Annotated in this window: 22 protein-coding genes; 11 read left to right on the forward strand and 11 right to left on the reverse strand. The window is 70.3% G+C overall.

What is annotated here, in order from left to right; translation table 11 throughout:
• Window positions 1-687: 687 nt before the first annotated feature.
• The 4 genes from D473_RS28085 (at window position 688) to D473_RS25660 (ending at window position 4,325) form a co-directional block, all read left to right on the forward strand.
• A complete protein-coding gene (locus D473_RS28085) occupies window positions 688-1,380 on the forward strand; it encodes a sensor histidine kinase (protein ID WP_017608977.1) in 693 nt (230 codons plus the stop codon).
• Entirely contained in the window at window positions 1,377-2,069 is a 693-nt protein-coding gene (locus D473_RS0110225; RefSeq protein ID WP_017608978.1) for a response regulator, read from the forward strand. Before D473_RS28085 ends, D473_RS0110225 begins: the two co-directional genes overlap by 4 nt.
• Window positions 2,070-2,140: 71 nt before the next feature.
• Window positions 2,141-2,785 carry a TetR/AcrR family transcriptional regulator gene (locus D473_RS0110230; protein WP_017608979.1) on the forward strand — a complete coding sequence of 215 codons (645 nt, stop codon included), beginning with the start codon at window positions 2,141-2,143 and terminating at the stop codon, window positions 2,783-2,785.
• A 226-nt stretch (window positions 2,786-3,011) separates the two neighbouring features.
• A complete protein-coding gene (locus D473_RS25660) occupies window positions 3,012-4,325 on the forward strand; it encodes an acyltransferase family protein (RefSeq protein ID WP_241474754.1) in 1,314 nt (437 codons plus the stop codon).
• Between the two features lie 97 nt (window positions 4,326-4,422).
• Here D473_RS25660 and D473_RS0110240 read toward each other — a convergent pair whose 3' ends face one another.
• Window positions 4,423-5,781 carry an MATE family efflux transporter gene (locus tag D473_RS0110240; RefSeq protein ID WP_017608980.1) on the reverse strand — a complete coding sequence of 453 codons (1,359 nt, stop codon included), beginning with the start codon at window positions 5,779-5,781 and terminating at the stop codon, window positions 4,423-4,425.
• A gap of 167 nt (window positions 5,782-5,948) precedes the next feature.
• Here D473_RS0110240 and D473_RS0110245 point away from each other — a divergent pair, with 167 nt between their 5' ends.
• On the forward strand, window positions 5,949-6,395 hold the full coding sequence (locus tag D473_RS0110245) for a carboxymuconolactone decarboxylase family protein (RefSeq protein ID WP_017608981.1): 447 nt from the start codon (window positions 5,949-5,951) through the stop codon (window positions 6,393-6,395).
• A gap of 127 nt (window positions 6,396-6,522) precedes the next feature.
• Complete coding sequence (locus D473_RS0110250; protein WP_017608982.1) at window positions 6,523-7,377, forward strand: oxygenase MpaB family protein; 855 nt, start codon at window positions 6,523-6,525, stop codon at window positions 7,375-7,377.
• A 110-nt stretch (window positions 7,378-7,487) separates the two neighbouring features.
• On the opposite strand, the gene D473_RS0110255 is transcribed toward D473_RS0110250, so the two are convergent.
• Window positions 7,488-7,991, reverse strand: coding sequence for a DUF7144 family membrane protein (locus tag D473_RS0110255; RefSeq protein ID WP_026126806.1), 504 nt, complete (start codon window positions 7,989-7,991; stop codon window positions 7,488-7,490).
• Between the two features lie 221 nt (window positions 7,992-8,212).
• Between D473_RS0110255 and D473_RS0110260 the strand changes: the two genes are divergently transcribed.
• Window positions 8,213-8,740, forward strand: a complete 528-nt coding sequence (locus tag D473_RS0110260; RefSeq protein ID WP_017608984.1) for an ArsR/SmtB family transcription factor — start codon at window positions 8,213-8,215, stop codon at window positions 8,738-8,740.
• A 221-nt stretch (window positions 8,741-8,961) separates the two neighbouring features.
• On the opposite strand, the gene D473_RS0110265 is transcribed toward D473_RS0110260, so the two are convergent.
• From D473_RS0110265 to D473_RS0110275, 3 genes are read right to left on the reverse strand one after another with little or no spacing between them, the layout of a single operon-like run.
• The gene (locus tag D473_RS0110265; protein WP_017608985.1) at window positions 8,962-10,908 is read right to left on the reverse strand and encodes an ABC transporter permease/substrate-binding protein; all 1,947 of its coding nucleotides are present in this window, start codon (window positions 10,906-10,908) and stop codon (window positions 8,962-8,964) included.
• A complete protein-coding gene (locus tag D473_RS0110270; RefSeq protein WP_017608986.1) occupies window positions 10,908-12,437 on the reverse strand; it encodes a sugar ABC transporter ATP-binding protein in 1,530 nt (509 codons plus the stop codon). The genes D473_RS0110265 and D473_RS0110270 overlap by 1 nt, the downstream gene beginning before the upstream one ends.
• A complete protein-coding gene (locus D473_RS0110275; RefSeq protein ID WP_026126807.1) occupies window positions 12,430-13,458 on the reverse strand; it encodes a LacI family DNA-binding transcriptional regulator in 1,029 nt (342 codons plus the stop codon). Before D473_RS0110275 ends, D473_RS0110270 begins: the two co-directional genes overlap by 8 nt.
• A 324-nt stretch (window positions 13,459-13,782) precedes the next feature.
• Between D473_RS0110275 and D473_RS0110280 the strand changes: the two genes are divergently transcribed.
• The gene (locus D473_RS0110280; protein WP_017608988.1) at window positions 13,783-15,003 is read left to right on the forward strand and encodes a flavin monoamine oxidase family protein; all 1,221 of its coding nucleotides are present in this window, start codon (window positions 13,783-13,785) and stop codon (window positions 15,001-15,003) included.
• Window positions 15,004-15,095: 92 nt separating this feature from the next.
• Here D473_RS0110280 and D473_RS0110285 read toward each other — a convergent pair whose 3' ends face one another.
• The 4 genes from D473_RS0110285 to D473_RS0110300 form a co-directional block, all read right to left on the reverse strand.
• Window positions 15,096-17,612, reverse strand: a complete 2,517-nt coding sequence (locus D473_RS0110285; RefSeq protein ID WP_017608989.1) for an MMPL family transporter — start codon at window positions 17,610-17,612, stop codon at window positions 15,096-15,098.
• Window positions 17,613-17,655: 43 nt separating this feature from the next.
• Complete coding sequence (locus D473_RS0110290; RefSeq protein WP_026126808.1) at window positions 17,656-18,318, reverse strand: TetR/AcrR family transcriptional regulator; 663 nt, start codon at window positions 18,316-18,318, stop codon at window positions 17,656-17,658.
• A gap of 137 nt (window positions 18,319-18,455) precedes the next feature.
• A complete protein-coding gene (locus D473_RS0110295) occupies window positions 18,456-19,550 on the reverse strand; it encodes a hypothetical protein (RefSeq protein WP_017608991.1) in 1,095 nt (364 codons plus the stop codon).
• Between the two features lie 103 nt (window positions 19,551-19,653).
• Complete coding sequence (locus tag D473_RS0110300; protein WP_083917971.1) at window positions 19,654-20,754, reverse strand: cytochrome P450 family protein; 1,101 nt, start codon at window positions 20,752-20,754, stop codon at window positions 19,654-19,656.
• A gap of 253 nt (window positions 20,755-21,007) precedes the next feature.
• Between D473_RS0110300 and D473_RS0110305 the strand changes: the two genes are divergently transcribed.
• The 3 genes from D473_RS0110305 (at window position 21,008) to D473_RS0110315 (ending at window position 22,561) form a co-directional block, all read left to right on the forward strand.
• Window positions 21,008-21,502, forward strand: coding sequence for a nucleoside deaminase (locus D473_RS0110305; protein WP_017608993.1), 495 nt, complete (start codon window positions 21,008-21,010; stop codon window positions 21,500-21,502).
• A 175-nt stretch (window positions 21,503-21,677) separates the two neighbouring features.
• Window positions 21,678-22,061 (forward strand): VOC family protein, encoded by a 384-nt coding sequence (locus D473_RS0110310; RefSeq protein WP_017608994.1) that lies wholly within the window; start codon window positions 21,678-21,680, stop codon window positions 22,059-22,061.
• A gap of 92 nt (window positions 22,062-22,153) precedes the next feature.
• Window positions 22,154-22,561 carry a VOC family protein gene (locus tag D473_RS0110315; RefSeq protein WP_017608995.1) on the forward strand — a complete coding sequence of 136 codons (408 nt, stop codon included), beginning with the start codon at window positions 22,154-22,156 and terminating at the stop codon, window positions 22,559-22,561.
• A gap of 49 nt (window positions 22,562-22,610) precedes the next feature.
• Here the strand turns inward: D473_RS0110315 and D473_RS0110320 are convergent, their stop codons facing one another.
• Both D473_RS0110320 and D473_RS0110325 read right to left on the reverse strand, forming a co-directional pair.
• Complete coding sequence (locus tag D473_RS0110320) at window positions 22,611-23,555, reverse strand: SGNH/GDSL hydrolase family protein (RefSeq protein WP_017608996.1); 945 nt, start codon at window positions 23,553-23,555, stop codon at window positions 22,611-22,613.
• Between the two features lie 190 nt (window positions 23,556-23,745).
• On the reverse strand, window positions 23,746-24,909 hold the full coding sequence (locus D473_RS0110325) for an epoxide hydrolase family protein (protein WP_017608997.1): 1,164 nt from the start codon (window positions 24,907-24,909) through the stop codon (window positions 23,746-23,748).
• Between the last annotated feature and the right edge of the window lie 6 nt (window positions 24,910-24,915).

Genomic DNA, 24,915 nt, shown 5'->3' on the forward strand with positions numbered 1-24,915 from the left:
CTGCCACGATCCGTCACAATCGTCTCGACGGCGACTCGGCTGCGGAACAGCGGCGGCTCGGCGGCGCACGAGAAGGGCGAACCACGACGGCGGAGGGGCGCAGGACGGTGGACACGAGCGCGGGTGCGGGAACGGCCGAAACGCCCACGACGGCCGTGAACGACGCGTCCGGGACGGGCCGGCGCACCGTACGCGACCGGACGGTCGACTTCGCCCTGCTCCTGTTCGCCCTTGCCCTGTGGGGCATCGAGCTCGTCCTCTTCTTCCTCATGGGCGCCACCTACGGCGCGGTCCAGACGCCCTGGTTCTACGTTCTCGACGGGACCATGGGGTTGGTGGCCTGCCTGAGCCTGTGGTGGCGGCGTTCCCATCCCATTGCCGTCATGTGGGTGGTCGGGCTGATCGCCGCCATGGCCGTCAGCGCCATGGGGGCCCTGTTCGTGGGACTGACCGGCGCGGCGATCTACCGGTCCTGGCGGGTATGGATCGTGCCCTTCGTGGTCCTGAGCGTGCTGGTGCTCCCCTGGATCCTCTTGGTCGTCCCCGGCACGGGGATGCAGCTCGTGACCCTCGTCGCCGCCGTCGGGTTCATGCTCGCGTGCATGGGGNGTCGCGCGCGCCCGGCAGGACCGCGAACGCCACCTCGACGACGCCCGTTCCGAGGAACGCAGACGCATCGCCCGCGAGATGCACGACGTCCTCGCCCACCGCATGTCCCTGCTGAGCGTGCACGCCGGGGCGCTGGCCTACCGCACCGAACGCGCCCGCCAGGGCAAGGCCGAACCCCTGCAAGCCGAGGAACTCGCCACCGCCGTCGCCGTCGTGCGGGACAACGCCCACCAGGCCCTCGACGAACTCGGCGGGGTGCTGGAGGTGCTGCGCTCGGACGACCTGGTCCCCGGCGAGGAACACACCGGTACCGCACCGCCCCGGCCCGGGGCCGCGCAGATCGACACCCTCGTGGAGGAGGCCGTGGCCGCCGGCCAACGTGTCGTCCTCGAAAAAGACCTGCCCGGGGCCGGAGGGCCCGGCGGATCCGTGGGACGCACCGCCTACCGAGTGGTGCAGGAGGGGCTGACCAACGCCCGTAAACACGCGCCCGGATCCCGTGTGCACGTGGACCTGTCCGGAGGCCCCGAACACGGATTGGCGGTGACGGTGACCAACGGGCTCTCCTCCAGCATCACGCCCGCCGAGATCCCCGGGCTCGGGGCGGGGCTGGCCGGGCTCACCGAGCGGGTGGCCCTGGAGGGCGGCCGCATCACCCACGGGGCCGAGGACGGCCGGTTCCACCTCACCGCTGTGCTTCCCTGGGAGCACGGCCGAAGAAACGACACCACGAAGGCGGCGCAGGGCGGCGCCCCGGAGGAGAGAGGTTGACCGAGACCACGAACACGCCGGTGCGGGTGCTGTTGGTCGACGACGACCCGCTCGTGCGTTCCGGACTGCGCATGATGCTCACCGGAGACCAGGTCATCACCATCGTCGGGGAAGCGTCGGACGGAACGCAGGTGCTCGCCGCTGTGGAGGAGCACCGGCCCGACGTCGTGCTCATGGACGTGCGCATGCCCGGTATGGACGGGATCACCGCCACCGCACGACTGCGGGCCGAGGAGGCCGCGGCCCCGCAGGTGCTCGTGCTGACCACCTTCGACGCCGACGCCACCGTCGTCGAGGCCCTGCGGGCCGGAGCAGCCGGGTACCTGCTCAAGCACACCGATCCCGAACGCATCGTCGAGGCGGTACGGCGCGCCGCGACGGGGGAACCGGTGCTCTCACCCAGCGTCACCCGCACCCTCATGGACCGCGTGGCTGGTTCGGGTACCGCCGTGGAACGCACCTCGCGCCGCGACCGCGCACGCGCGCGCCTGGCGCTGCTCACCGATCGCGAGCGCGAGGTCGCCGAGGCGGTCACAGCCGGGTTGTCGAACGCGGAGATCGCCGAGCACCTGTACATGTCGATGGGCACGGTCAAGGCACACGTGTCCAACGCCCTGAGCAAGCTCGACCTCACCGGCCGGGTGCAGCTGGCGCTGCTCACCCACGACGCGGCCGAGGACGCCCCCTGAGCAGGTGAGGGTGAGCACCGTGACGCGGCTTCCGTATCCACCCGCCGCGTGGGCCTTGTTAGGTTCGAGGCATGGGGTCAGAAAATCGGTCGACCGGTCAAAGATCCGGTGAGGGGAAGCGGCGCTCGTTCATCGAGGAGGCCCGCCGGGCCCAGATCATCGATGCGGCGGTCGAGACCATCGCGGAGTTCGGCTACGTCGATGCCTCCTTGGCGCGTATCGCCCAGCGGGCCGACATCAGTAAAGGTGTCATCTCCTACCACTTCGACGGCAAGGACGAGCTACTCCAGCAATTGGTCGTGCAGGTCTACGGGGCCATCGCCGAGGAGGTGGGACCCAAGGTGCGAGCCCGTGGCAATGGCCGCGAGGCCCTGCGCACCCACATTCTCGAGGTGGCCCGCCACATGCAGGCTCACCGGTCCCAGCTGCTCGCCCTGACCGCGATCTTCGCCGGGGCCCGCACGCGCGACGGCAGACCCCGGTACGGCCACGCCGACAACGAGCCGATCTACCAGGGTCTGGAGTCGATGTTCCGCCGGGGTCAGGAGGAGGGCGAGTTCCGTGACTTCGACGTGCGGGTGATGGCGGTGACCCTGCAGGGTGCCCTGGACTCCATGTTCGGGTACTGGGTCGCCCGCCCCGAGCGCGGCATGGAGGCCCACGCCCGGGAGCTGGCGGAAATGTTCGACCGGGCCACCCGGGCCCTGGACCGTTGACGGGGCCGGGGCCGTACTGATCCCTCCCCCGTGACGGGGGCGCGGGCGGTTCGGTCGGGCCCGGCCATGGCGCGGTCCACCTCGGAACGCCGTATGCGGGGCCCCTGAGACGGATCTCGGGGTGAACCCCGATGGCTGTTTGTCCGTGTGTCAGGAAAACTGACCGCGTGGCCAAAAAAACGACCAGGTGGCCACCTCAGTACAACCACACGGAAGGGCCTGCCCTATGGCCACCAAAGACCCAGCCCCCGGCCACGTCCGGCCGGCCGAGAACGCACCGAGAAGCCGGCTCGCCTACATCGACAACCTACGGATCCTGCTCACGGTGTTCGTGGTGCTCCACCACGCCGCGGTGACCTACGGCAACCTCCCGGTGTGGTTCTACACCGAACCCGCCCAGGACCCCACCGGCGGGCTACTGGACGCCTTCATGGCGCTGAACCAGACCTTCTTCATGGGGTTCTTCTTCCTCGTCTCCGGGATCTTCGTCCCCGGATCCGCCGACCGCAGGGGCGCACGGTCCTTCCTGCGCGGCAGGCTGGTGCGCCTCGGTGTCCCACTGCTGTTGTTCCTGTTGCTGCTGCGCCCCCTGGTCGACGCGGGCACCTACATCGAAGAATCCGCCGGCGAGATGCCGTACTGGCTCTACTACTTCGTCTCCTGGGACCCCGGCCCCATGTGGTTCGTCGAGACGTTGCTGGTGTTCGCCCTGGCCTATCTCCTCATCCGGCGCTTCCGGCCCCCGGCCCCGGAACGGATCGCCCGCCGCCGGACCGGCCGCCTGCCCGGCCCCGCCGCGATCGCCGGCTTCACCCTGGGTCTTGTCACCCTCACCTACCTGTGGCGCGTCCTGGTTCCGGCCACCACGTACTGGCCGATCGTGGGCCTGCCGACCCCGGCCTTCCTGCCGCAGTACGTCCTGTTGTTCACGGTCGGAGTGCTGGCGTACCGGCGCGGCTGGTTCGACGCGATCCCGCGCGCGGCCGGGTGGGGCGGCCTGGCGGTCGCCCTCGCCTCCCTCGTGTTCCTGGCCCCGCCGGCCCTGGCCTCCTTGGAAACGGCCCTGCTTCCGGGGACGTGGGGCTCACTGCTCATGGCCGCCTTCGAGAACACCTTCGCGGTCGGCGCCATCCTGTTCCTGCTGTGGCTCTTCCAACGCCGCTTCGACCGCCAGGGCCCCTCGGCCGTTTCCTCTCCGACAACGCTTACGCGGTCTACTTCCTGCACACCGCGGTGCTCGTCGCGTGCGGCCACCTGCTGTCGTGGTGGGAGGCTCCGGCCCTGGCCAAGTTCATGGGACTGGCCGCCCTGGCCCTGCCCGTGTCCTGGGGGTGCGCCGCTCTGCTGCGGTCGCTTCCCCGCGCGGACCGTGTCTTCTGACACCGGGGCGGGGCGCCGCCCCGGACACCTTCGAAGGACAGGGCCGGGGCGGGAAGAGAAACGGATCGAGACTCTGGGCCCAGGAGTTCCATCTCAGGACCGGGACCGAAGTACGTGCGCGCCGGTCTTCACGCACGGCGCGGCGTGGGGCCTTCGGTAGTGGGCCGGCCCCCTGCGGGTCGGTGGGAGATGCGGGTCTGCTGTCGGAGCTCGGGGTGCGCAGGTCTGCGGCAGCCCGGGCCCCGTGCGGTGCAGGGTCACAGCTGGGCAGTGGTGACGCGGAAGGCCGTGGACTGCCACAGGAACAGGACCCCGGTCGTGACGGCGTAGGCACACCACAGCAGCGCCAGGCCGCCGTGGGCGGCGAGGGGTACCGCCGTCACGGCGAGCAGGCCGTAACAGACCGCGAACGCGTACAACGACGGGCGCGGTCTCTTCAGTCCCAGAAGACCCATACCGGGCAGAGCCTGGAGCGTGTCGGCCAGCACCACCGCGACGAGCACCGGAAGCAGCGCCACGACGAGCCTTTGTACGTCGGGGTCGGCGGTCAGCAGCGACACCGCCGGCCCCGCCGCGGCCCACAGCAGCACCGCGCTGCCCACGACGACCGGGAGCGCCACGGTGTGGCCGGCACGGAGCGCAGCGCGCACACCCGCACGGTCGTCGGCCTTGGCGGCGCGGGCGATGAAGGGGATGGTGGACTGCCCCACGGCGGTCGCGGGCAGGAACGCGAACGTCGCCACCACCACGAGGAGTTGGTGGGCAGCGGCCTCGGTGACCCCGGCACGGGCCACGGTGACGGCGAGCACGCTCATCGTCCCGAACTTGACCAGGAGCGTGGCCCCGGACGGCAACCCCACCCGGGCCATGTGCCACACGCTCGCCCACTGGGGCAGCCCGATCCCCACACGGCGTCCGCTCAGCACGCTCCGGGCACGGAGCACGTACTGCGACAGCCCTGCGGTCAGCACGCTCGTGGTGAGCTTCGCGGCCCCGGCACCGGCCAGTCCCAGGGCGGGGACGGGACCAGCGCCCAGCACGAGCACCGGGGTCAGGGCCACCGACAGCACGGTCGTGACGATGCTGATCGCCAGGACCCCCGTGGTCTCGCCGAGCCCGACGAGCAGGGTACTGACCGACGACTTCACAGAGAGCACGAGCATGTGGGCGGCCAACAGGAGAGGGAAACCCCCGAGCGCGGCGACGACAGCGGGGGCGACACCGAGGGCCGGTGCGGTCAGCGGCAACGTGCCCAGCATCCCGGCGCCCAGAGCGCCCACGATCAGGGACAACCAGATGCTGTCGCGTACCACCGACCCGAGGGCCGCGGGGTCGTCCTCGTTCTCGGCGACGAACGGCATCGATCCGCGCAGACACCCCTGTACGACCATGAGCAGCGGGTTCAGCACAGCCAGGGCCAGGGCATAGGCGGCCAGCTCCGCGACGGCGGTGTGTCCCAGGACGGCCGCGGTGACGAAGCCGCCGACCATGTTGGACAGCATCGACAAGTACAGCGGGAAGGACTTGCGGCCGATACGGCCGGCGAGTGTGCGGACGCGCGGGGGAGTCGAAACGGTCTCTTCTCGGGCGGGGGAGCGGTTCTCGTCGAGGGGCACGGGGGGTCTTCCGTTTCCGGGAAATCAAGAGACGGGGACGAACACGGTCGCTCAACCTAGCAGCGGGCCGGGCCGCCGAGAGACCGCTTGGTAGCGTTGCCACGACGGTCCGCACCCCGGCCCGGCCGGGTCACGGCCGTGGCCGCGGTCTTTTCGAGGAGGTCCCCGTGGACGGAAAACGCGTGGTCTGGGCCAAGCAACTGCCCGACGTGTACAAGAAACTCGACGAGATCGACCAGATCATCGGCGGCCATCTCGAGATCGGCCTCCTGGAACTGGTGAAGCTGCGTTCCTCCATGGTCAACGGGTGCGCTTACTGCGTCGACCTGCACACCCAGAAGGCCCTGAAGGAGGGCGAGAGCCAGCAGCGCCTCTTCCAGGTCTCCACCTGGCACGAGGCCGGCGACCTCTTCACCGGCGCCGAGCGCGCGGCCCTGGCGCTGACCGACGAGATCACCGACCTGGGCGACCGCGGGGTCTCCGACGAGGTCTACGAGGAAGCCGCCGAGCACTTCGACGACCAGCAGGTCGCGGCGCTCATCGCGGCGATCTCGATGATGAACCTCTACAACCGGCTCGCGGTCACCAGCGAACTCCGGCCGAAGCGCCGCTGAGCAATGCTTTCCGGCCACGGCGGCGCCCTCGGGTGCCGCCGCCCTCGCGTGTCCCCCGTGTCCCGGCTCTCTCCGTCCCCGTCATGATGGAAGTCCGGTACCCGCACACCCACGGAGAGGGGACACGGTGACCGATACCCCCGCACGCGTGAGGGTTCCGCGGCCCGGTGAGGCGGCCTGGCGCAGGTTCGGCGACGTGCGGTCCCTGCTGATGGGACCGCAACTGCTCTTGCTCCAGGTCGCCCACCCGGTCGTGGGCGCCGGCGTGCTCGAACACAGCGAGTTCCGGCAACACCCCTGGCGGCGGTTGTGGCGCACCCTGGTCTCACTGAGCACCGTGGTCTACGGCGGACAGGAGACCGCGGTGGCCGAGGCCGCGCGTGTGCGCGGCGAACACACCACCATCAAGGGTGTGGACGAGGACGGCCGCCGCTACCACGCGCTCCACCCCGAGGCCTACCACTGGGTGCACGCCACCCTGGTCAAGGGCCCGGTCGAGGCCCACCGCCTCTTCGGTCCCGGCCTGGAACGCGCCGAACTGGAGGCCTACTACACGGGCCTGCGCGAGGTCGGACGGGTGTGGGGACTGGCCGAACACCACCTTCCGCACGACTGGGAATCCTTCCTCCGCTACTACGACGCGATGGTGCACGAGCGGCTCGAACACAACCGGGCCGTGGACGACGTCGTGTGGGTCCTGGCGCATCCCGCCCGCCCCTCCGCCCGGATACCACGCGCCCTGTGGGAACCGGTGGGGGTCCTGCTGTCGCGCCCCGTCCTGCTCGTCACCGTGGGAAGCCTGCCGCCGGTGCTGCGGGAACGTTTCGGTCTTCACTGGGGGCCGGTGCAGGAACGCTCCCTGCGCCGGCTCGCCACCACCGTGCGCGCCGCGGCCGCACTCACACCGCCACCGCTGCGGCGCGCCCACACACGCGCCCTGGCCGCCGTCGGCCGCAGACGACAGCGCGGGGGCCGGTGGTAGGTCCGCGGCCCCGTACAGCACCCCGGCACAGGAGCGACCGCCCGTCCCGGCAGGAGAACCCCGCTCGGGAGCGGGCGGTCGTGAGATGTGCGGACCGGGCGGGCGACGGGTCAGCGGGTGTGCTGCCCGTGTCCTCCGGAGTCCTCCGGTGAACGCACGGGCCGGGGCGAGGCCTGGGCGGCCCGGTACCCGCTGCGGTAGACGGCGTCGCGTTCGTCCTCCTCGTCCTCGTAACCGTCGACACGTGGCCAACCGGCCGTGAGCCCGTAGATGACGACGACGTCGATCGCGATCGCCACCATTGCCCACAGGGGCATGGCCAGTGCGAACGCGAGTTGGGCGAGCGCGTTGAGCGAGGCCAGCACGATCGCGAGGATCCGCGCCCACGGGCTTCCCGAGAGCACGGACAGTCCGGCCGCGACCAGGACCACACCCCACAGCCCGAGGAGCACACCCCAGGACGCGTACTCGAGCATGAGCATCTCGGTGCCGGAGGCAAGGTAGAAGTCGGGAACGAACCAGGCCACCAGCCCCTGGATGATGTTGACGCATCCGATGACGACCAACAGCGTCGCGACGAAGAACTGCCAACCGTTGGCGGCCTCGTAGCGCATGTCGTGCTCCTCACCGGGCGCCGTCCGGTCGGAGGGCGCCCTTCGGGTGTCACGGTCGGGTGCGCCGTTCCGCACGCCGCCCCTTCATGATCGGCGAGGGTGGGTCATTGGTGTCCACGTGTTTGCCCAGGATCGGGCAAAGTCGGGAACACGGAGCGGGAAATCCGTGACCACTGGGTTTCCCGGGGATTACGTAACCGCGTCACCGTTAGGGTGGATGCGTGGCAGACGACAAGACCGAACAGCGCCTGGCCGACCTGGAGGCCCGTGTCGCCGCCCTGGAGGGGCGCGGCCAACCCGTTCCGCCCCGCACCGAGACCGCTCCCGACCTCACCGACGACACCTTCTTCGCCGTCAACGAGCTGCGCCGCCGCGTCCGAGGTCTCGGCGGGGTCCTCTACGCGGGTACCGTGCGCCGCAGTGAGGACGAGGATCCCCTGGAATGGCAGTACGGTCACTCCCTCGAGCGTCTCGACGAATCCGACTGGTCCCGGCTGGCCCCGCGCATCGACGCTCTGGGCAACTCCGTGCGCCTCAACCTGCTGCACGAGATCTGGAACGGTGCCGGCACCGTCGCCGAACTCGCCGAACGCCCCGGTTTCGGCACGACCGGCCAGATCTACCACCACGTCAACCAGCTCACCTCGGCCGGATGGTTGGCCCCCACGCGGCGCGGCCACTACTCCATCCCGCCCGAACGTGTGGTGCCCCTGCTGGTGATCCTGGCCGCCGTCGGCGACGCCCCCTGACGGCGGAATCCGGGTCCGGTACCACCGAACCGAAAGAATCACGTCCGCTCAGCCACGTGAGGGGCTGGGGCCCGGCTCTTCGTGTGGTTGAGCAAGCCTGTTTCTTGTGGTTGGGGAGATCTCACCTGGCCTGGGGGCCAGCCCCTCGTGTGGCCGGGCGGGTGGCACGTGTGCCCGGCCGCGGCCCCGAAGGGGCCGACGACCGCGCACACGCGCCGGCGTCACGAGAAGTCGTCGACGTTCTCCTCGGTGACGATCTCCACCGGGACGCGCACGTCCTCCTCCAAGCTCTCGCCGCGCGCAGCCTCGATGGCGTTGCGCATCGCGACACGTCCGAGTTCGGCGGGCTGCTGAGCGATGGTCGAGTGAAGAGTGCCCTCCCCGACCGCCTCGAAGCCCTCCGGGGTGCCGTCGAAACCGATCACCGCCGCGTCGTCGCCGCTGTCGTCCAGCGCGGCCGCTGCGCCCAGCGCCATCTCGTCGTTCTCGGCGAAGACGGCGTCGATGCCGTCGTTGCCCTGGAGCATGTTGGTCATCACGTCCAGGCCGCGGGTGCGGTCGAAGTCGGCGGGCTGCTCGGCGACGACCTCGATGTCCTCGTACTCGGCGATGCCCTCGCCGAAGCCCTCGCCGCGCTCACGGCTCGCGGATGCGCCCGGGGTGCCCTGCAGCACCACGATCCGGCCCTCCTCACCGATCTCCTCGGCCAGGACCTGGGCGGCCAGACGCCCGCCCTCGACATTGTCGGAGGTCACGAGCGCCTCGGTCTCGGCGTCGTTGACCGCGCGGTCGGCGGCGACCACCGGGATGCCGGCGTCGTTGGCCCGGCGTACCGGTGGTCCCACCGCGTCGGAGTCCACCGGGTTGATCACCATCGTGTCCACCCCCGTGCTCACGAAGTTCTGGATCTGGTTGGCCTGCTGCGAGGGGTCGTCCTGGGCGTCGGTGATGGTCAGCTCCACACCCGCCTCCTCGGCCTCTTCCTCGGCGCCGTCCCGCATCTGCAGGAAGAACGGGTTGTTCAGCGTCGAGACCGACATGCCCAACCGGGCCTTGTCGGAGGAGGCGTCGGGGGTCAGGAACGACAGCACACCCACCACGAGCGCCGTCACCGCGGCCGCGGCACCGAGAACGGCAACACGCTTGCCGCGACCGCCGGAACCGCCGACGGCGCCACCCCCGCCGGTGCCCGAACCGCCAGAACCGGAACGACGGCGCACGGTGTCGAACAGCACCGCCAGCGCGATGACCACACCGATGACGACCTGCTGCCAGAACGCCGAGACCGAGAGCAGATTCAGGCCGTTGCGCAACACCGCGAGGATGAGCGCACCGATGAGCGTGCCCGAGGCGGTCCCGACACCGCCGGCGAGGCTGGCACCGCCGATGACGACGGCAGCGATCGCGTCGAGCTCGTAACCCTGCGCGGCCTGCGGCTGCGCGGAGGCCAGACGGGAGGCCAGGATGACACCGGCCACGGCCGCGAACAGGCCCGAGAGCGCGTACACACCCAGCTTGTGGCGCTTGACGCGGATCCCCGACAGGCGTGCGGCCTCCTCGTTGCCACCGATCGCATACATTGCACGGCCGGCGAAGGTCCGGCGCAGGATCACGGCGGTGATCAGACCCATCAGGACCATGACCAGCACCGGTACGGGCAGCCAACCACCCACGGTGTCGCCCAGGCGGGAGACGGAGCTGGGCAGGGAGATGGGGCTGCCCTCGGACAGCACCAGGGACAGACCGCGGCCGATGGAGAGCATCGCCAGGGTCGCGATGAACGGGGGAAGTTTGCCGTAGGCGACCAGAGCACCGCTGACCAGGCCGGCCGCGGTGCCCGTGGCAGCGGCCAGGGGAATGGCCAGCCAGACGGGCACCCCTTCCACCGTCGCCAACCAGGCCAGCATCGTCGCCGACAAGGCCGCGACCGAACCCACCGACAGGTCGATACCGCCGGAGATGATGACGAAGGTGACACCGAAGGCCAGGACCGCGATGACAGCGGCCTGGACGCCGACGTTGAGGAGGTTCTGCGCCGTCAGGAAGTCACCGGACATCAGCGACATGACCACGACCAGAAGGGCCAGCGCGGTCAGTGCTCCGTTGTCCAACAGGAAACGACGCACGGCGGACCAGAGGCCGCCGCTCTTTGCTGTGTCAGTGGCCACTACCGGCCCTCCACTTCGTTCTCTTCGGGGCTGGTCCCGGGGTTGGCGGCGACCGCGAGCGACATCACGGAGTCCTGGGTGGCTTCCTCGGCGGAGAGCTCCCCGGTGACTCGGCCCTGCGCCATGACGAGGATCCGGTCACTCATCCCCAGCACCTCGGGCAGGTCGCTGGAGATCATCAGGACCGCGTGACCGGAGGTGGTCAGCTCGTTGACGAGCCGGTAGATCTCGACCTTGGCGCCGGCGTCGACCCCGCGGGTCGGTTCGTCGAGGATGAGCACACGCGAGCCGGCCAGCAGCCACTTGCCGATGACGACCTTCTGCTGGTTGCCGCCGGAGAGCGTGCGCACGTGCTGTCCGATGTGGGCCATCCGGATCGCGAGCTCGTCGGCGATGCGCGCTGCCGACGAGCGCTGCGAGGCCAGGTCCACGAACCCGCCCTTGCTGGTGGGGCCCAGTGTGACCAGGCCCAGGTTCTCCTCCACGGAGGTGTCCAGGACCAGGCCCTGGCCCTTGCGGTCCTCGGGCACCAGGCCCAGGCCGGCGTTCAGGGCCGCGCCCACGTCCTCACCGGGCAGCTTCTTGCCGAGGACCTCGACCCCGCCGGAGTCGTAGGGGTCGGCGCCGAAGACCGCACGGGCGACCTCGGTGCGGCCCGCGCCCACGAGCCCCGCCAGCCCGACGACCTCACCGGCGCGCACGTCCAGGTCGATGTCCTCGAACACACCGTTGCGGGTCAGGCCGCGCACCTGCAGGAGCATCTGCCCGGGTTCGGGCCGCTCGCGGGGGTACTGCTCGTCGATGCTGCGGCCCACCATGAGGCGGACCAGTTCCTCCTGGGGCTCGGAGGCGGGCACGTGGGCGACCGAACGCCCGTCGCGCAGGACCGTGACCCGGTCACCCAGGGCCGCGATCTCCTCCAGGTGGTGGGTGATGAAGACCAGGCCCACGCCTTCCTCACGCAGCCGGAGGGCGATGGCGAAGAGCCGGTCGACCTCCTCGGTGGTGAGGACCGCGGTGGGTTCGTCCATGATGAGGATCTTGGTGTCCAGGCTCAGCGCCTTGGCGATCTCCACCATCTGCAACTGGGCGATACCCAGGCCGCGCACCCGGGCGCTGGGGGAGACGTCGACCCCGACCCGTTCCAGGAGCTTCGCGGCCTCGGCCTCCATGCGCTTGGTGTCGATGAAGCCGAACCGGCGCGGCTGGCGGCCCAGGAAGATGTTCTCGGCCACCGTCACGTCGGGGACGAGGTTGAACTCCTGGTAGATCGTGGCGATCCCCAGACGTGCCGCGTCCTGGGCGTCACGGAGCTGGACCTGCTGTCCTTCGACGAGCACCCGACCCGCGTCGGGGCGGTGGGCGCCGGAGAGCACCTTGATCAGGGTGCTCTTGCCGGCCCCGTTCTCACCGAGCAGGACATGCACCTCGCCGCGACTCAGGTCGAAGTCGACCTCGTCGAGCGCGACCACGCCCGGGAAGGCCTTGCGTACGCCCTCGATGCGCAGCAGTTCGTCCGGACTACTCACGTGTGGCTCCTCCGGTCGGGGCAGACGTTTCGGGCTCGCCGCAGGAGCGGCGGACGAGGAGATGGGCGGGCAGGACGGTCGACTGGGCCGGCCCACCCGAGATGAGGTCGGCCAGCGCCCGCACCGCCACCCGCCCGAGTGCGGCAGTGGGCTGGGCGATCGTCGTGATGGGCGGCGCAGTGTGCGGGAACCAGGGGATGTCGTCGAAGGCGGCCAGACCGATGTCGTCGGGCACGCTCAGGCCGCGCACACGGATCGCGTTGAGTGCGCCCAGAGCCATGAGGTTGTCGGTGGCGAAGACCGCGTCGGGGCGTTCGGGCAGGTCCAGGAAGCGCTCGGTGGCCAGACGCCCGCTCTCGGCCTGGAAATCGCCCTGTCCGACGTGGGACTCCGGCAGCGACAGGCCAAGCTCCGACAGCGCCGCGCGGAAGGCCTCCACCCGTTCCCGGCCCGTGGTCGTGGCGGCGGGCCCGGTGATGATCGCGAGCCGGCGGTGTCCGAGGCCGTACAGGTGGGCGACCAGGTCACGGATGGCGCCGCGCCCGTCCGCGCGGACCACGGGGGCGTCGCAACCGGGGATCCAGCGGTCCACGAAGACCAGCGGGGTGGGGCCCTCGGCCGCGTCCAGGGTCAGGGGGGAGTGGCCGTCGGCGGGGGAGACGAGCAGGCCGTCGATGCGCCGCTCCAAGAGGGAACGCACGTGGTGGGCCTCCAGCTCGGCGCGCTCGTCGGCGTTGCCGATGATGACGCTGTAGCCGAGCGCCCGTGCCTCCTCCTCCACGGATCTGGCGAGCTCCGTGAAGTAGGGGTTGAGGACATCGCTGATGACGAGCCCGATGGTGCGGGTCCGGTCGGTGCGCAGGGACCGTGCCACGACGTTGGGCCGGTACCCGAGCGACTCGGCGGCCGAGAGGACCTTGGCCCGGGCGGTGTCGCTGACCGCCGACTGCCCGTTGAGCGCACGGGAGACCGTCGCCACCGACAGCCCCGCCGCCTCGGCGACGTCCTTGATACTCACCACGTCCGAGCTCACCTCCTCCGTCACCGTCGTGTGGGCGGTACAGGGGGAAGCCTCGGGCCCGTGCACCGTGGAAACGATTACATGATTGGAAACGATTACACCATGCGTGAGTAACACATAAGTTCACAGAATGGGGCACACGGGGGCAAGGCGGTGCGATTCAGGCGGCCGAGAGGGCGGTGCAGTGGGGGATCCGGGGTTCCTGTGGCGCGGACCTGCGTCTTTGTATCATCCAGATCACATTTTTTACCGCCGAGGTTCCGAGTGGTAGGAACCGGGAGCCGCACGCCCGATGGACAGGCCCCGAACCGCACAATGGGCGGTATGGAACGCAAGGACACCGTCGTCATCGGAGCGGGCGCCGCCGGTCTCATGGCCGCGCTCGAGCTCACCGCAGCCGGGCACGACGTGCAGGTGCTCGAGGCCCGCGCACGCGTGGGCGGACGCGTCCACACCGTTCGTTTGCCCGACGGCCGTTTCGCCAATGCCGGGGCCGAGTGGGTCAACCCCGAACACCACGAAGTGCTCGGTCTGGTCGAACGTTACGGGCTCGGGTTGCGCTCGGGCGGCGGCTTCGAGGCGCTCGTCGTCGACGGGTGGGCCCAGGTCGAGGAAGCCGGCGACGCCGAACGCGTGGAAGAGGCCCTCGAAGGCCTCGAAGGGCGCCTGACCGACCTCGAGCACCCCTGGAACGACCCGGTCGCCCGCGAGATGGACCGCCGCAGCGCCACCGACTGGATGGACACCGCGGGTCTTTCCCCGAGCGAGCGTGCCTGGATGACCGCCTACGTCCGCACGGAGTACATGGTCGAGCCCGAAGAGCTGTCCGAGCTCGTGCTGGCCCTGGGCGAGGAACTCGATTCGGGTGAGACCGCGTACCGCATCGCCGGCGGCACCGCCGAGCTCACCGACGCCATGGCGCGCGAGCTGGGGGAGGACCGCATCGCTCGCGGAGAACCCGTGCGCATGGTCGAACACGGCCGGGACGGCGTCGTGGTGCGTACAGACGGACGCGCGGTCGCCGCCGACCGCGCCGTGATCGCCGTGCCCCTGCCCGCTCTGGAACGCATCACCCTGGCCCCGGCGGTGTCGGTGCCCTCCGTGAACCAGGGCCGGGGCGGCAAACTCCTCGTGCCCTACGCGCAGCGCCCCGACGCCGGCGCGGGCGACCGCCACGTCGACCGCGCCGGGTTCCAGCACGTGTACGACAACGCGCCCGAGGACCAGCCCGGCGTCCCCGGGATCCTGACCGCGTACGCGTACCGGCCCCTGCCCGAGCCGGAGGTCCTGGACACGGTCGGTGCTCTCTTCCCCGAACTCGGCGCCCCCGACGGCGCCCCCGTGGCGGCCTGGTGGAGCGAGGAACCCGAGACCGGCTGCACCTACTCGGCCCGGGGCCCGGGCGACCTCGACTCGCTGCGTCGCCTGCGCGAGCCCATCGGCCGCCTGTATCCGGCCGGGGAGCACACCGAGATCATCAGCGGTTACTTGGACAGCGCCCTGCGCAGCGGTCGCCGCGTCGCGGCCCGCATCGTCTCCGGCTGAGCGCACGCGGGCCGGCCGAGTACACGCGAGGGGTCCGGGGAACGACCGCGCCCCCGGACCCCTCCTCCTATGCCGTCAGTACCGGCTCCGGGTCACCTCGTCGGAGGCCCGCCCGGCGCCGGTCCTTCTGCGGGGGCCGCCCCCGGGGAAACCGGCTCCTCGGAGCCCTGCTCACTCCGGTGGCGCTCCTCCAGGGCCGAGCCCTCCACGTCGATGTCGGGCAGGATCCGGTCCAGCCACTTGGGCAGCCACCAGGCCCCGTCCCCGGCCAGGTGCATCAGCGCCGGGATCAGCAGCATGCGCACCACGAACGCATCGATGAGTACACCGAAGGCCAGCGCGAACCCGATCGAGCTGATCATGACGGTCTCGGAGAAGATGAACCCGCCGAAGACCGAACCCATGATGATCGCAGCGGCGGTGACCACCGAACGCCCTGCCCGGAAGCCCCGCACGACCGCCAGCCGTGCGGGCGTGCCGTGTGCGTAGGCCTCGCGCATGCCCGTCCCGATGAAGAGCATGTAGTCCATCGCCAGGCCGAACAGGATCCCCACCAAGAGCGTCGGAAGGAAGTTCAGCACCGGACCGGGGTTGTCGACCCCGAAGATCGCGCTGAGCCAACCCCACTGGTAGATGGCCACCACCCCGCCCAGCGCGGCGAAGTAGGACAGGATGAACCCGAGCGTGGCCACGACCGGTACGAAGACCGACCGGAACACCAGCAGCAGGATGACCAGCGACAGGCCCACGACCACGGCGAGGTAGGTCGGAAGCGCATCGCTCAGGGTCTCGGAGATGTCGATGTTGCCGCTGGCCATGCCGGCGACACCGAGTGGACCGGTGCCCTCGATGACCTCCAGATCACGGAAGGTGTGGACCAGGTCCTCGGTGGACTCGCTCGAGGGCCCGTCCTCGGGCACGACCTGGAAGATCGCCAGGCTCTGGTCGTCGGAGATCCCGATGGGTGCCACGGCCGCCACGGCGTCGCGGGAGTAGAGCTCCTCGGCGACCTGGAACTGCTCCTCCTCGGCGGTGGCCTCGGCGGCATCGTCGGTGGGGCCACCGGAGAGATCGGCCGTGACCAGGAGCGGCCCGTTCATGCCCTCGCCGAAGTTCTCCTCGACGGCGCTGTAGGCGCGGTACTGGGTCGAGTCGCTGGGTTCGGAGGCGCCGTCGGGCATGCCCAAGCGCAGGTCCAGCGCGGGCAGGGCGATGATGCCCAGCGCCAGGACGGCGACCGCGGAACGCAGCAGTGCCCGCCCGGTCGACATCGGCCGGATGCCGTCCTCGTCCCCGTGGCGGTGCTTGCCGTCGGACTCCCCGTTCTCGGCGAGGTGTGCGCGCTCACGGCGCGAGAGGACGCGGGTGCCCACCAGCGACAGCAGGGCCGGTACCAGCGTCACCGCGATGAACACCGCGATGGTGATGGCGATGGCGCCCACGCTGCCCATCAGGCCCAGGAAGCCGATCCCGGTGATGTTCAGGCCCAGCAGCGCGATGAGCACCGTCGTACCGGCGAAGACCACCGCGTTGCCCGCGGTCCCGTTGGCCAGGCCGATGGATTCCTGCAGTTCGGTGCTCTTCTTGAGCTGCCGGCGGTGGCGGTTGACGATGAACAGCGCGTAGTCGATGCCCACGGCCAGGCCCAGCATCAGGCCCAGGATCGGCGTCACCGACGCCATCTCCAAGACGTCCGACAGCGACATCGCGGTCAGCGTGGCGATCCCGACACCGACCAGCGCCGTCAGGATCGGCAGGCCGGCACCGATGAGGGTGCCGAGCATGACCACCAGCACCACGCCGGCCACGATCAGGCCGATGATCTCGGCCGTGCTGACCAGGCTGGGCATGCTCATGGCGAGGTCGTTGCCGAAATCGACCTCCGTGCCAGGGATCGGGTCGCTCTCGAAGACCTCCATGACGGTGTCGCGGGTGTCCTGGGAGATCTCTTCCTGGGCCTCGGTGAAGGAGAGGTTGACCAGTGCGGTCGCGCCGTCCTCGGAGACCGTGCTGATCTCGGAGGAGAACTCGAGCATGGCCTCGCCCCGGTCGAGCTGCTCCTCCTGCTCCTCGATGGCCTCGCGGTTCTCGTCGATCTGGGCCTGCTCGGAGTCGAGCTCGTCCTCGACCTGGTCGAGCATCCCGGCGGCCTCCGCCTGAGCGCGGCCCTGGTCGAGCTCTTCCTGGCCAGCCTCGAGTTCTTCGAGTCCCTCCTCGAGCTCCTCGCGGCCCTCCTCCGTCTCCTGCTGCTGGTCGGCGCGGTCCTGCTCCGTGGCGAAGGGGTCGACCGCGTCGTCGACACCGGAGACCTCGGAGGCCTGCTCGGCGCGGTCGGCGATCGCCTCCTCCTGCTCCCCGGTGAAGGGCTCCCCGTCCTCGGTCCGGTACACGACGGTGCCCGCACCGCCGCCCATACCGTCGAACTCCTCCGACAGGCGCTGGTTCACCTCGTCGGTGGGGGTCCCTGGGATGGAGAAGCTGTCCTCCAACTCACCGGAGAAGAGGAAGAACGCGGTACTGGAGGCCAGCAACAGGGCCAGCCAGACCGCGATGACGGTCTTCGCCCGGGTCGCACACGCGCGACCGAGCTTGTAGAGAAATTCAGCCATGGGTCTTTCGCCAATGAATGTGGGTGAGGAGCGCGGCCTGCGCTCAGGACGTGTCGGGTCCGACCGACCCGTAGCCGTCGCGGTTCACCGAGATCATGCGGTCCACCAGTTCGGTCCAGGTGCGGCGCGATTCCTCGGTGTCGACCCCGCCGGTGGCCCGCTCCCAGTGGTGGACCACGACCACGCCGCCGCTGACCAACCCGCCGCACATGAGGTCGACCACGAGTGGATCGGCCTCGGGACGGTGGTGCAGGACGATGGCGGCGAGGCGGTCGATCACATCGGTGATCGCGCTCTCGAACAGCGCCGACTGGCTCGGGGAGGGTTCACTTCCTCCCTGGGCGAGCATCCGCTTGAGACGGGTGATCGGGGTGACCAGGTCGGTCGAGCGCAGGGCCTCGGCGACTTCGTTGAACATGGCGCCGGGGCGGGTACCGACCTCGGTGTCGATACCGGACTCGATGTCGTCGACGATCGACTCCAAGATCTCGCCGAACACCTCGAGCACGAGGTCGTCGAGGGAGCCGAAGTGGTTGAAGACGGTCCGCCGGGACACGTCGGCCCGCTCGGCGAGCTGGTCGACGGTGAAGTATGTGCCCTCGATCTCGGACATCAACGCAGCTGCGGCGTCGATGATCGCGCGACGGTGTCGCGACTTCAGTGCCTCGCGCCGATCGCGCGAGGGAGGATTGCCCTGATCGTTCACCCTGTCACGGTATGGCGCTGGATGCACCGAGTGCAACGATGCACTCGGTGCATCCGCTCACAGTTCGGTCGCCGTCCGGACACGGCGAAGGGCGCCCCGACCTGCACGGCCGAGGGCGCCCCAACGGTGGTCGGCGGTCAGCGGTTGATGGGTGTGTCCGGGGCCCAGGAGAACCCGCGGTCGTAGAGGTAGGTCAGCTCGGGGTCGGACTCGGCGACGAGCTCGTGCCCGTCACCCTCCAGGTGGAGATGCCCCTCGCCGTCGATCTGCCAGGTCAGTTCCACGGTCTCCTCGGTATCCCGGACCAGGCCCCGGTCGCCCTCCATGACCGGGTACAGCTCGAGTCGGAGACCGCCCTCGTCATCGTGTTCGTACCACCCCTCCTGGAGAGAGCCGTCGGCGAACCTGAGGGCGAGCTGGCCTCTGCCCCGGTCGCCGTGCTGGCCGAAGGCGATCGATTGCCAACGGCCGTCCTCGGCGAGTTGCCCGGCGGGTTCGGCCGTGTCCTCCACGACGCGGTAGACACCCGGCAGGTCGGAGTCGAGCTCGCTCAGCCACATCGTCGGGGCCACCGCCACCGGAGCCACGGCGATGAGCACACCGAGGGAACCGAACACCCACCGGGTGACGGCGTGCACACGCGGCCAGGGCACCGGCCGCGGCTCAGTGAGGGCGCCCACCACGCGCCCGGTCAGGAAGCGGCCCACACGGCGCGATTCCGGTACGGCCACCAACAGCGCAGCGATCGCCAGGGCCAGGGCGAGCTGCTTGACGGGCACGTCGTAGGCCATGTTGAGCAGGAACACCACCCCCATCGCGCCGGCACCGAGAAGGCCCCCGAGCCAGGCGGTGCGCCGCCAGATCAGCAGGACCGCGGCCATGACCTCCACCATTCCGGAGAGGAACTGCACCGTGGGTGCGTAGGCGATGAAGTCCCACAGCAGGCCCATGGGGCTCTTCTCACCCATGGTGACCAGGGCGCCGCTGTAGTCGGCCTGCCCCATCTGCATCAGGATCAGCTTCGTCCAGCCGTAGACCAGGAGGTAACCGAACAGGCCCATGCGCAGCAGGCCGTGGCCCATCCACAGGGCGGTGATCCACCAGGGGCGGCGCTGCTCTCCGGCCTCGGAAGGGTGAGGGGTGGAAGGGGCGGCTTCGGTGGGTTCCGAGCCGTGGGCAGGGGAGACCGATGCGCTCGTGGGTGGCCCGTGTTCGGGGCGGTCGGGGAACAAGCGGGGGATCCTCTCGGGCAGGGGATGTCTTCACCCCATTGGACCCCGGCGAAAGCCGGCTGGTTCCAGGACCGCCGTCACAGAGTGGCAACGCCCCGGACAGTCACCACAGCCGTACCGGGAGGGTCTCCCACACGTTGGCCACGAGCGACGGCTCCCGTTCCGGCCCCGCCCCCTCGTCCAGACGCAGACCGGGGAAGCGGTCGAAGAGCATGCTCAGGGCCGTCTCGCCCTCCGAACGCGCCAGCCCCGCCCCCAGGCAGAAGTGCGGTCCGTGCGAGAACGCCAGATGCCCTTTCTGCTCCCGGGTGAGGTCGAACAGGTGGGCGTCGGCCCCGTGGCGGGCGGGGTCGCGCCCGGCCGCACCGTAACCCATGAGCAGGGGTTCGCCCGCGGGCACGGGCACACCCGCCAGTGTGAGGTCCTCGGCGGTGTAGCGCAGGGGCATGAACTGGATACTGGGGTCCCAGCGCAGGGTCTCCTCCACCACGTCCGACCAGGACACCCGGCCGGACCGGGCCAGCTCCAGTTGGTCGGGGTGGGTGAGCAGGGCGTGCACCGCGTTACCGATGAGGTTCATCGTCGTCTCGTAGCCCGCACCGATCATGAGGATGAGCGTCCACACCAGCTCGCTCTGCGTGAGCTCGCCGTCCCCCTCGGCACGGACCTGCAGCAGTGCGCTGGTGAGATCGTCGTCGGGCTCCCGGGCCTTGTGCTCGGCCAGGGCACCCAGCGTGGACTGCAACTCGGTGTGCACCCCCACAGCCTTCTCCGGCGGCGTGGTCGCGTCGAAGATCGTGTGCACCATCCGGTGCATGTGGTCGCGGTCGTGCTCGGCGACCCCGAGCAGTTCGGAGATCACCGTCATCGGCAGGGGCAAGGACAACCCCGCCCGCAGGTCCACCGGGGCCGGGCCGGCCGCCTCCATATCCGTCAGGAGCTCCGCGGTGATCTCCCGGATTCGCGGTCGCAGCACCTCGACCCGGCGTGGGGTGAAGGCCTGCGAGACGAGCCTGCGCAAGCGGCGGTGGCGTTCCCCGTCGGCGGTGAGCATGTTGTCCGGTGTCACCCACGTCAACAAGGGCCAGTCCTGCGGGATCTCGCCCTCGTTCCACGCGCGCCAGTACCGCAGTTCCTTGCGGACCCCGGGGTGGGACAGGGCTTCGGTCAGGACCTCGTGCCCGGTCAGCACGTACACGGTCACCCCGCCGATGATCTCGGCCTCCACGACGGGGCCGCGCTCACGCAGTCCGCTCGCTTGACGGTGCAGGTCATAGGGGTGCAGGGCAGGGTGTGGGGCCACAGTGGGCTCCTTCGTGTTCGAGAGCTGGGCCGACGCAGCCCAATTACCCGGCGCCCTTCGGCCGGACACCCTGCTCGGAGTTTCGGTCACACACCCCTTCTCGCCCCCGGACCGTGGGAGTTCCCGGAGTGGCCCCCGGTGTTAGGTTCGCCCCATGTCCAGCACACACACGATCACCGACCAGGACCTGGTCCACCTGCGCCGCTGCGTCGACCTGGCGCGCGAGGCGCTCGAGGCAGAGGACGAGCCCTTCGGATCCCTCCTCGTCGACGGCGCCGGAACCGTCCGTTTCGAGGACCGCAACCGGGTCTCCGGCGGCGACTCCACCCGGCACCCGGAGTTCGCCATCGCCCGGTGGGCCGCCGAGAACCTGACCCCCGAGGAGCGGGCCGCCTCCGTCACCTACACCTCGGGTGAGCACTGCGCCATGTGCAGCGCAGCGCACGCCTGGGTGGGGCTGGGACCGATCGTGTACGCCGTCGGCACCGAGCAGCTGACCTCCTGGCACGCCGAGTGGGGCGTGGAACCGGGCCCGGTGGCGCCGCTGCCGATCCACGCCGTGGCCCCGGAGGTCCCCACACGCGGCCCGGTCCCGGAGCTGGCCGAGGAGATCCGCGCGCTCCAGGCCCGTAGCGCCGGCGTGGCCTGACCGGGCCTCACCACGGGCGCACGCGCGGCCGGGCGCGGGGTCGAGGAGGCCGTGCCTCGCCCGTGACACGGCGGCACGCCTGTACGGGCTCCGACCCGGATCCGGGGCCCGCACGATGAGTTTCGGCGCTCGGCCGGGTCGGTACCGGGTGAATGACCCGACCAGGGAGGACACCGTGTTCGACACCACCAAGGCCTTCGGCTCCTTCGCCGTCCCCGACACCGAACAGGCCCGCGTCTTCTACCGCGACACCCTCGGACTCGACGTCGAGGACGTCCCCGGGATGGAGGAGGACGGCCTGCTCGACATCGACCTCGGCGAGGGCCGTGGCGTCCTCGTCTATCCGAAACCCGACCACGTCCCGGCGGTCTTCACCGTCCTCAACCTCGTCACCGACGACATCGGCGCCGCCGTCGACGAACTCGCACGACGCGGTGTGAACACGCTGCGCTACGAGGGCTTCGACCAGGACGAGCAAGGCATCGCCCGCGGCGGCGAGCCGCTCGTCGCCTGGTTCGAGGACCCTGCGGGCAACGTCGTCGGCCTCATCCAGGAATGAGAGGAACCGGCCCGGCCGCGGGCGATGAGTTCCGGGCGCGGCCCGGGTCGGTACCGGTACAACGACAGTTCCGATTCCACCGGGAGGACACCATGACACGCCGCCCCGCTTTGGACAGCATGCTCCTGTCCAGCGCCGATCCCGACCGCCTGAGTGACTGGTACGCCGCGGTCCTGGACCCCGCGGACAGCGCCACCATGGGCACTTACCGGGTCCTCAGGTTCGGGACCTTCCACCTCATGATCGACCCGCGCGAGGGCATCGCCCCGGTCACCGCCGAACCGGCCCGCGTGGTGCTCAACTTCGACGTGGGCGACGCTCGCGCCGTGGCCGAGCGCATGGACGCGCAGAACACCACGTGGGTGGCGCCGCTGGAGGACCGCGACGGCAGCCTGTTCGCCACCGCACAGGACCCCGACGGCAACTACGTGCAGATCGTCCAGTTGAGCGAGGAGCACCTGGCCGAGATGCAGGCCGGGGAGACGGCCACCGCGGGCTGACCGGTCCGGGGCGTGTTCGGCGGACGGGGAACGGTCCGCCGAACACGCCCTACGGCTCCACCTGCCCCTCGTGGACCCGGGCGATCTCCCGCGCACCTTCGGGGGTGGTGTGGATGTCGGGACCGACCTCGGTGTTGCACATCCACGTCCAGTCGCAGACCCGCTGGACGTTGAGCGGCAGGTCGGACCCGCTGTCCTCGGGTACCCCGAACTCCCCGGAGTCGAAGTGCGCCTCGACGTCGGCGACGTCGATGTCCTGCTCCGCGTAGGAGGACCGCAGGGTCTCGTTGAGTTGCTCCATCACCTCGACCGCGTAGTCGACGACCCCGCGGCCGTCGGGGAGTTCGCCGCCGGGGGTTCCCGGGTCGGACTCGCCCGCGTGCTCGACGGCCCACGGGGCGAGGAAGGGGTTGTAGTAGGTCATCCCGACGATCTGCGTGTCCGGCCCGGCTGCCTCGCGCAGCTGTTCGGTGACCTCGGGCAGTTCCTCGTCGACCCGCTCCAGGCCCTCATCGACACAGTCGGTGTCCAGCCGGGAAGCGTCGACCGGATCACTCAGATCGACCTGTTCGAAACACCCGTTGATGTTGTTGATGCCCAGGCTCAGGGTGATGAGCTCGACCTCCTCCCCGTTCTCGTCGAGGAAGTCCTCGGCCGTCTCCGCCTGGGAACCGCCGTCGTAGCGGTCGCCGCAGGCCGGGTTGCCGCCCTCGAGGAAGGTCGTGGTGTCCTCGCCCCGGCAGCCGTTCCGTTCATGGTCGAGCTCCTGCCCCTGCTCGGCCAGCGACGCGGCCAGGAAGTCGGTGTAGCCCTCGTCGGTCTCCTCGGGAGGGTTCTCGCTCCCCCCAGTGGGCTGGACCCCGACGGTCAGGGAGTCGCCGACCGACAGATACCGGTCGGCGCCGGGGTTCTCCTCCTCGTCCCCGTTCGCGGAACAGGAGGACACGGCCAAGGCGAGGACGGCGGTCAGGGCCGCCGTCGGGACTGTTCTCACGGGTACTCCAAACGGCGCGCACGGGGTGCGGCCGGGCCGGCGGCTCGTAGGTGCTCGGCATCCCCCGGTGCGCCGGAGGAGGGAGGGACCGGAGAAGACCACGGTAGGACACCGGGTGCACTTCTCCTCAGCCCGTCCCTCCAGCACGTCGGACCGGGGCCGGCGGGCGACGGTGAGTGCGTGCGTCCCCTCAGCCTGCCCCCGCCAGTTCATCCGCGAAGGCACGCACGTCCGCGGTGAGCAGGTCCGGCGCCTGTGTCGCGGCGAAGTGCCCACCGTGCTCGTAGCGGGTCCAGCGCACGATCGAGTTGGAACGCTCGGCCAGGGTGCGCACGGGGGCGTCCCCGGGGAAGAGTGCCACCGCTGTGGGCACCCCCGAGTTCCGTCCGCCGTAGAATGCGTCCCCGCCGTCCTTGTACATGCGGGCGGCCGAGCCGGAGGTGCGCGTGAACCAGTACAGGGACACGTGGGTGAGGATCACGTCGCGGTCCACGGGCGGCTGCACCCCGCGTTCGGGGTCGTAGTCGACGAACCACTCCAGGTTCCAGGCCAGGACCCCGACGGGCGAGTCGGTCAGCGCGTAGGCCAGGGTCTGCGGACGTGTGGATTGCAGGGCCGCGTAGCCCTGCCGCTCCTCCCACTCGGCCTCGCCCGCGTACACAGTGGCCTTCTCCTCCTCGGTGAAGCCGGCCATGGGCTCCTCGGCGGTCCAGTCGACCATGGATGCGGAGACCAGCCCGTTGACGTGCACGCCCATCACCCGGTCGGGTGCCACCCGCCCCATCTCGGGGGAGACCAGGGAGCCGGTGTCACCGCCCTGGGCCAGGTAGCGCTCGTAGCCCAGGCGGTCCATGAGCTCCACCCAGGCCCGTGCCATCCGTTCCATGCTCCACCCCGGCTCGGTGGTGGGACCGGAGAAAGCCACACCGGGGACCGAGGGCGCGACCACATGGAAGGCGGGCGCGTCCGGGGCCCCGTGCCCGCGCGGGTCGGTGAGCGGGCCGATCACGTCCCAGAACTCGGCGACCGTGGACGGCCACCCGTGGGTCAGGATCAACGGGACCGCGTCCGGTTCGGGTGAGCGCACGTGCAGGAAGTGGATCCTCTGACCGTCGATGTCGGTGGTGAACTGCGGGAAGCCGTTGAGCCGTTCCTCGGCGGCCCGCCAGTCGAACCCGGTGCGCCAGTACTCGGCCAGTTCCTTCAGGTGGTCGCCGGGGACCCCGTAGGACCAGCCCACGCCGGGCAGGGAATCGGGCCAGCGGGTCCGGGCCAGGCGCTCGTGCAGTTCGTCGATCTCCTCAGGGGCGATACGGATACGGAACGGGTGGATCCGGGTGTTCTTGTTGCTCATGGCTCC

It is taken from the genome of Nocardiopsis xinjiangensis YIM 90004 (genome assembly GCF_000341145.1).
In the GTDB taxonomy this organism is placed as follows: Bacteria; Actinomycetota; Actinomycetes; order Streptosporangiales; family Streptosporangiaceae; genus Nocardiopsis; species Nocardiopsis xinjiangensis.

What these genes read in the sequence shown, in the direction of transcription:
- D473_RS0110315 (WP_017608995.1), top strand. Translation starts at nt 22,154, where the DNA reads ATGACACGCCGCCCCGCTTTGGACAGCATGCTCCTGTCCAGCGCCGAT.
- D473_RS0110325 (WP_017608997.1), bottom strand. Translation starts at nt 24,909, where the DNA reads ATGAGCAACAAGAACACCCGGATCCACCCGTTCCGTATCCGTATCGCC.
- D473_RS0110230 (WP_017608979.1), top strand. Translation starts at nt 2,141, where the DNA reads ATGGGGTCAGAAAATCGGTCGACCGGTCAAAGATCCGGTGAGGGGAAG.
- D473_RS0110305 (WP_017608993.1), top strand. Translation starts at nt 21,008, where the DNA reads ATGTCCAGCACACACACGATCACCGACCAGGACCTGGTCCACCTGCGC.
- D473_RS25660 (WP_241474754.1), top strand. Translation starts at nt 3,012, where the DNA reads ATGGCCACCAAAGACCCAGCCCCCGGCCACGTCCGGCCGGCCGAGAAC.
- D473_RS0110285 (WP_017608989.1), bottom strand. Translation starts at nt 17,612, where the DNA reads ATGGCTGAATTTCTCTACAAGCTCGGTCGCGCGTGTGCGACCCGGGCG.
- D473_RS0110255 (WP_026126806.1), bottom strand. Translation starts at nt 7,991, where the DNA reads ATGCGCTACGAGGCCGCCAACGGTTGGCAGTTCTTCGTCGCGACGCTG.
- D473_RS0110280 (WP_017608988.1), top strand. Translation starts at nt 13,783, where the DNA reads ATGGAACGCAAGGACACCGTCGTCATCGGAGCGGGCGCCGCCGGTCTC.
- D473_RS28085 (WP_017608977.1), top strand. Translation starts at nt 688, where the DNA reads ATGCACGACGTCCTCGCCCACCGCATGTCCCTGCTGAGCGTGCACGCC.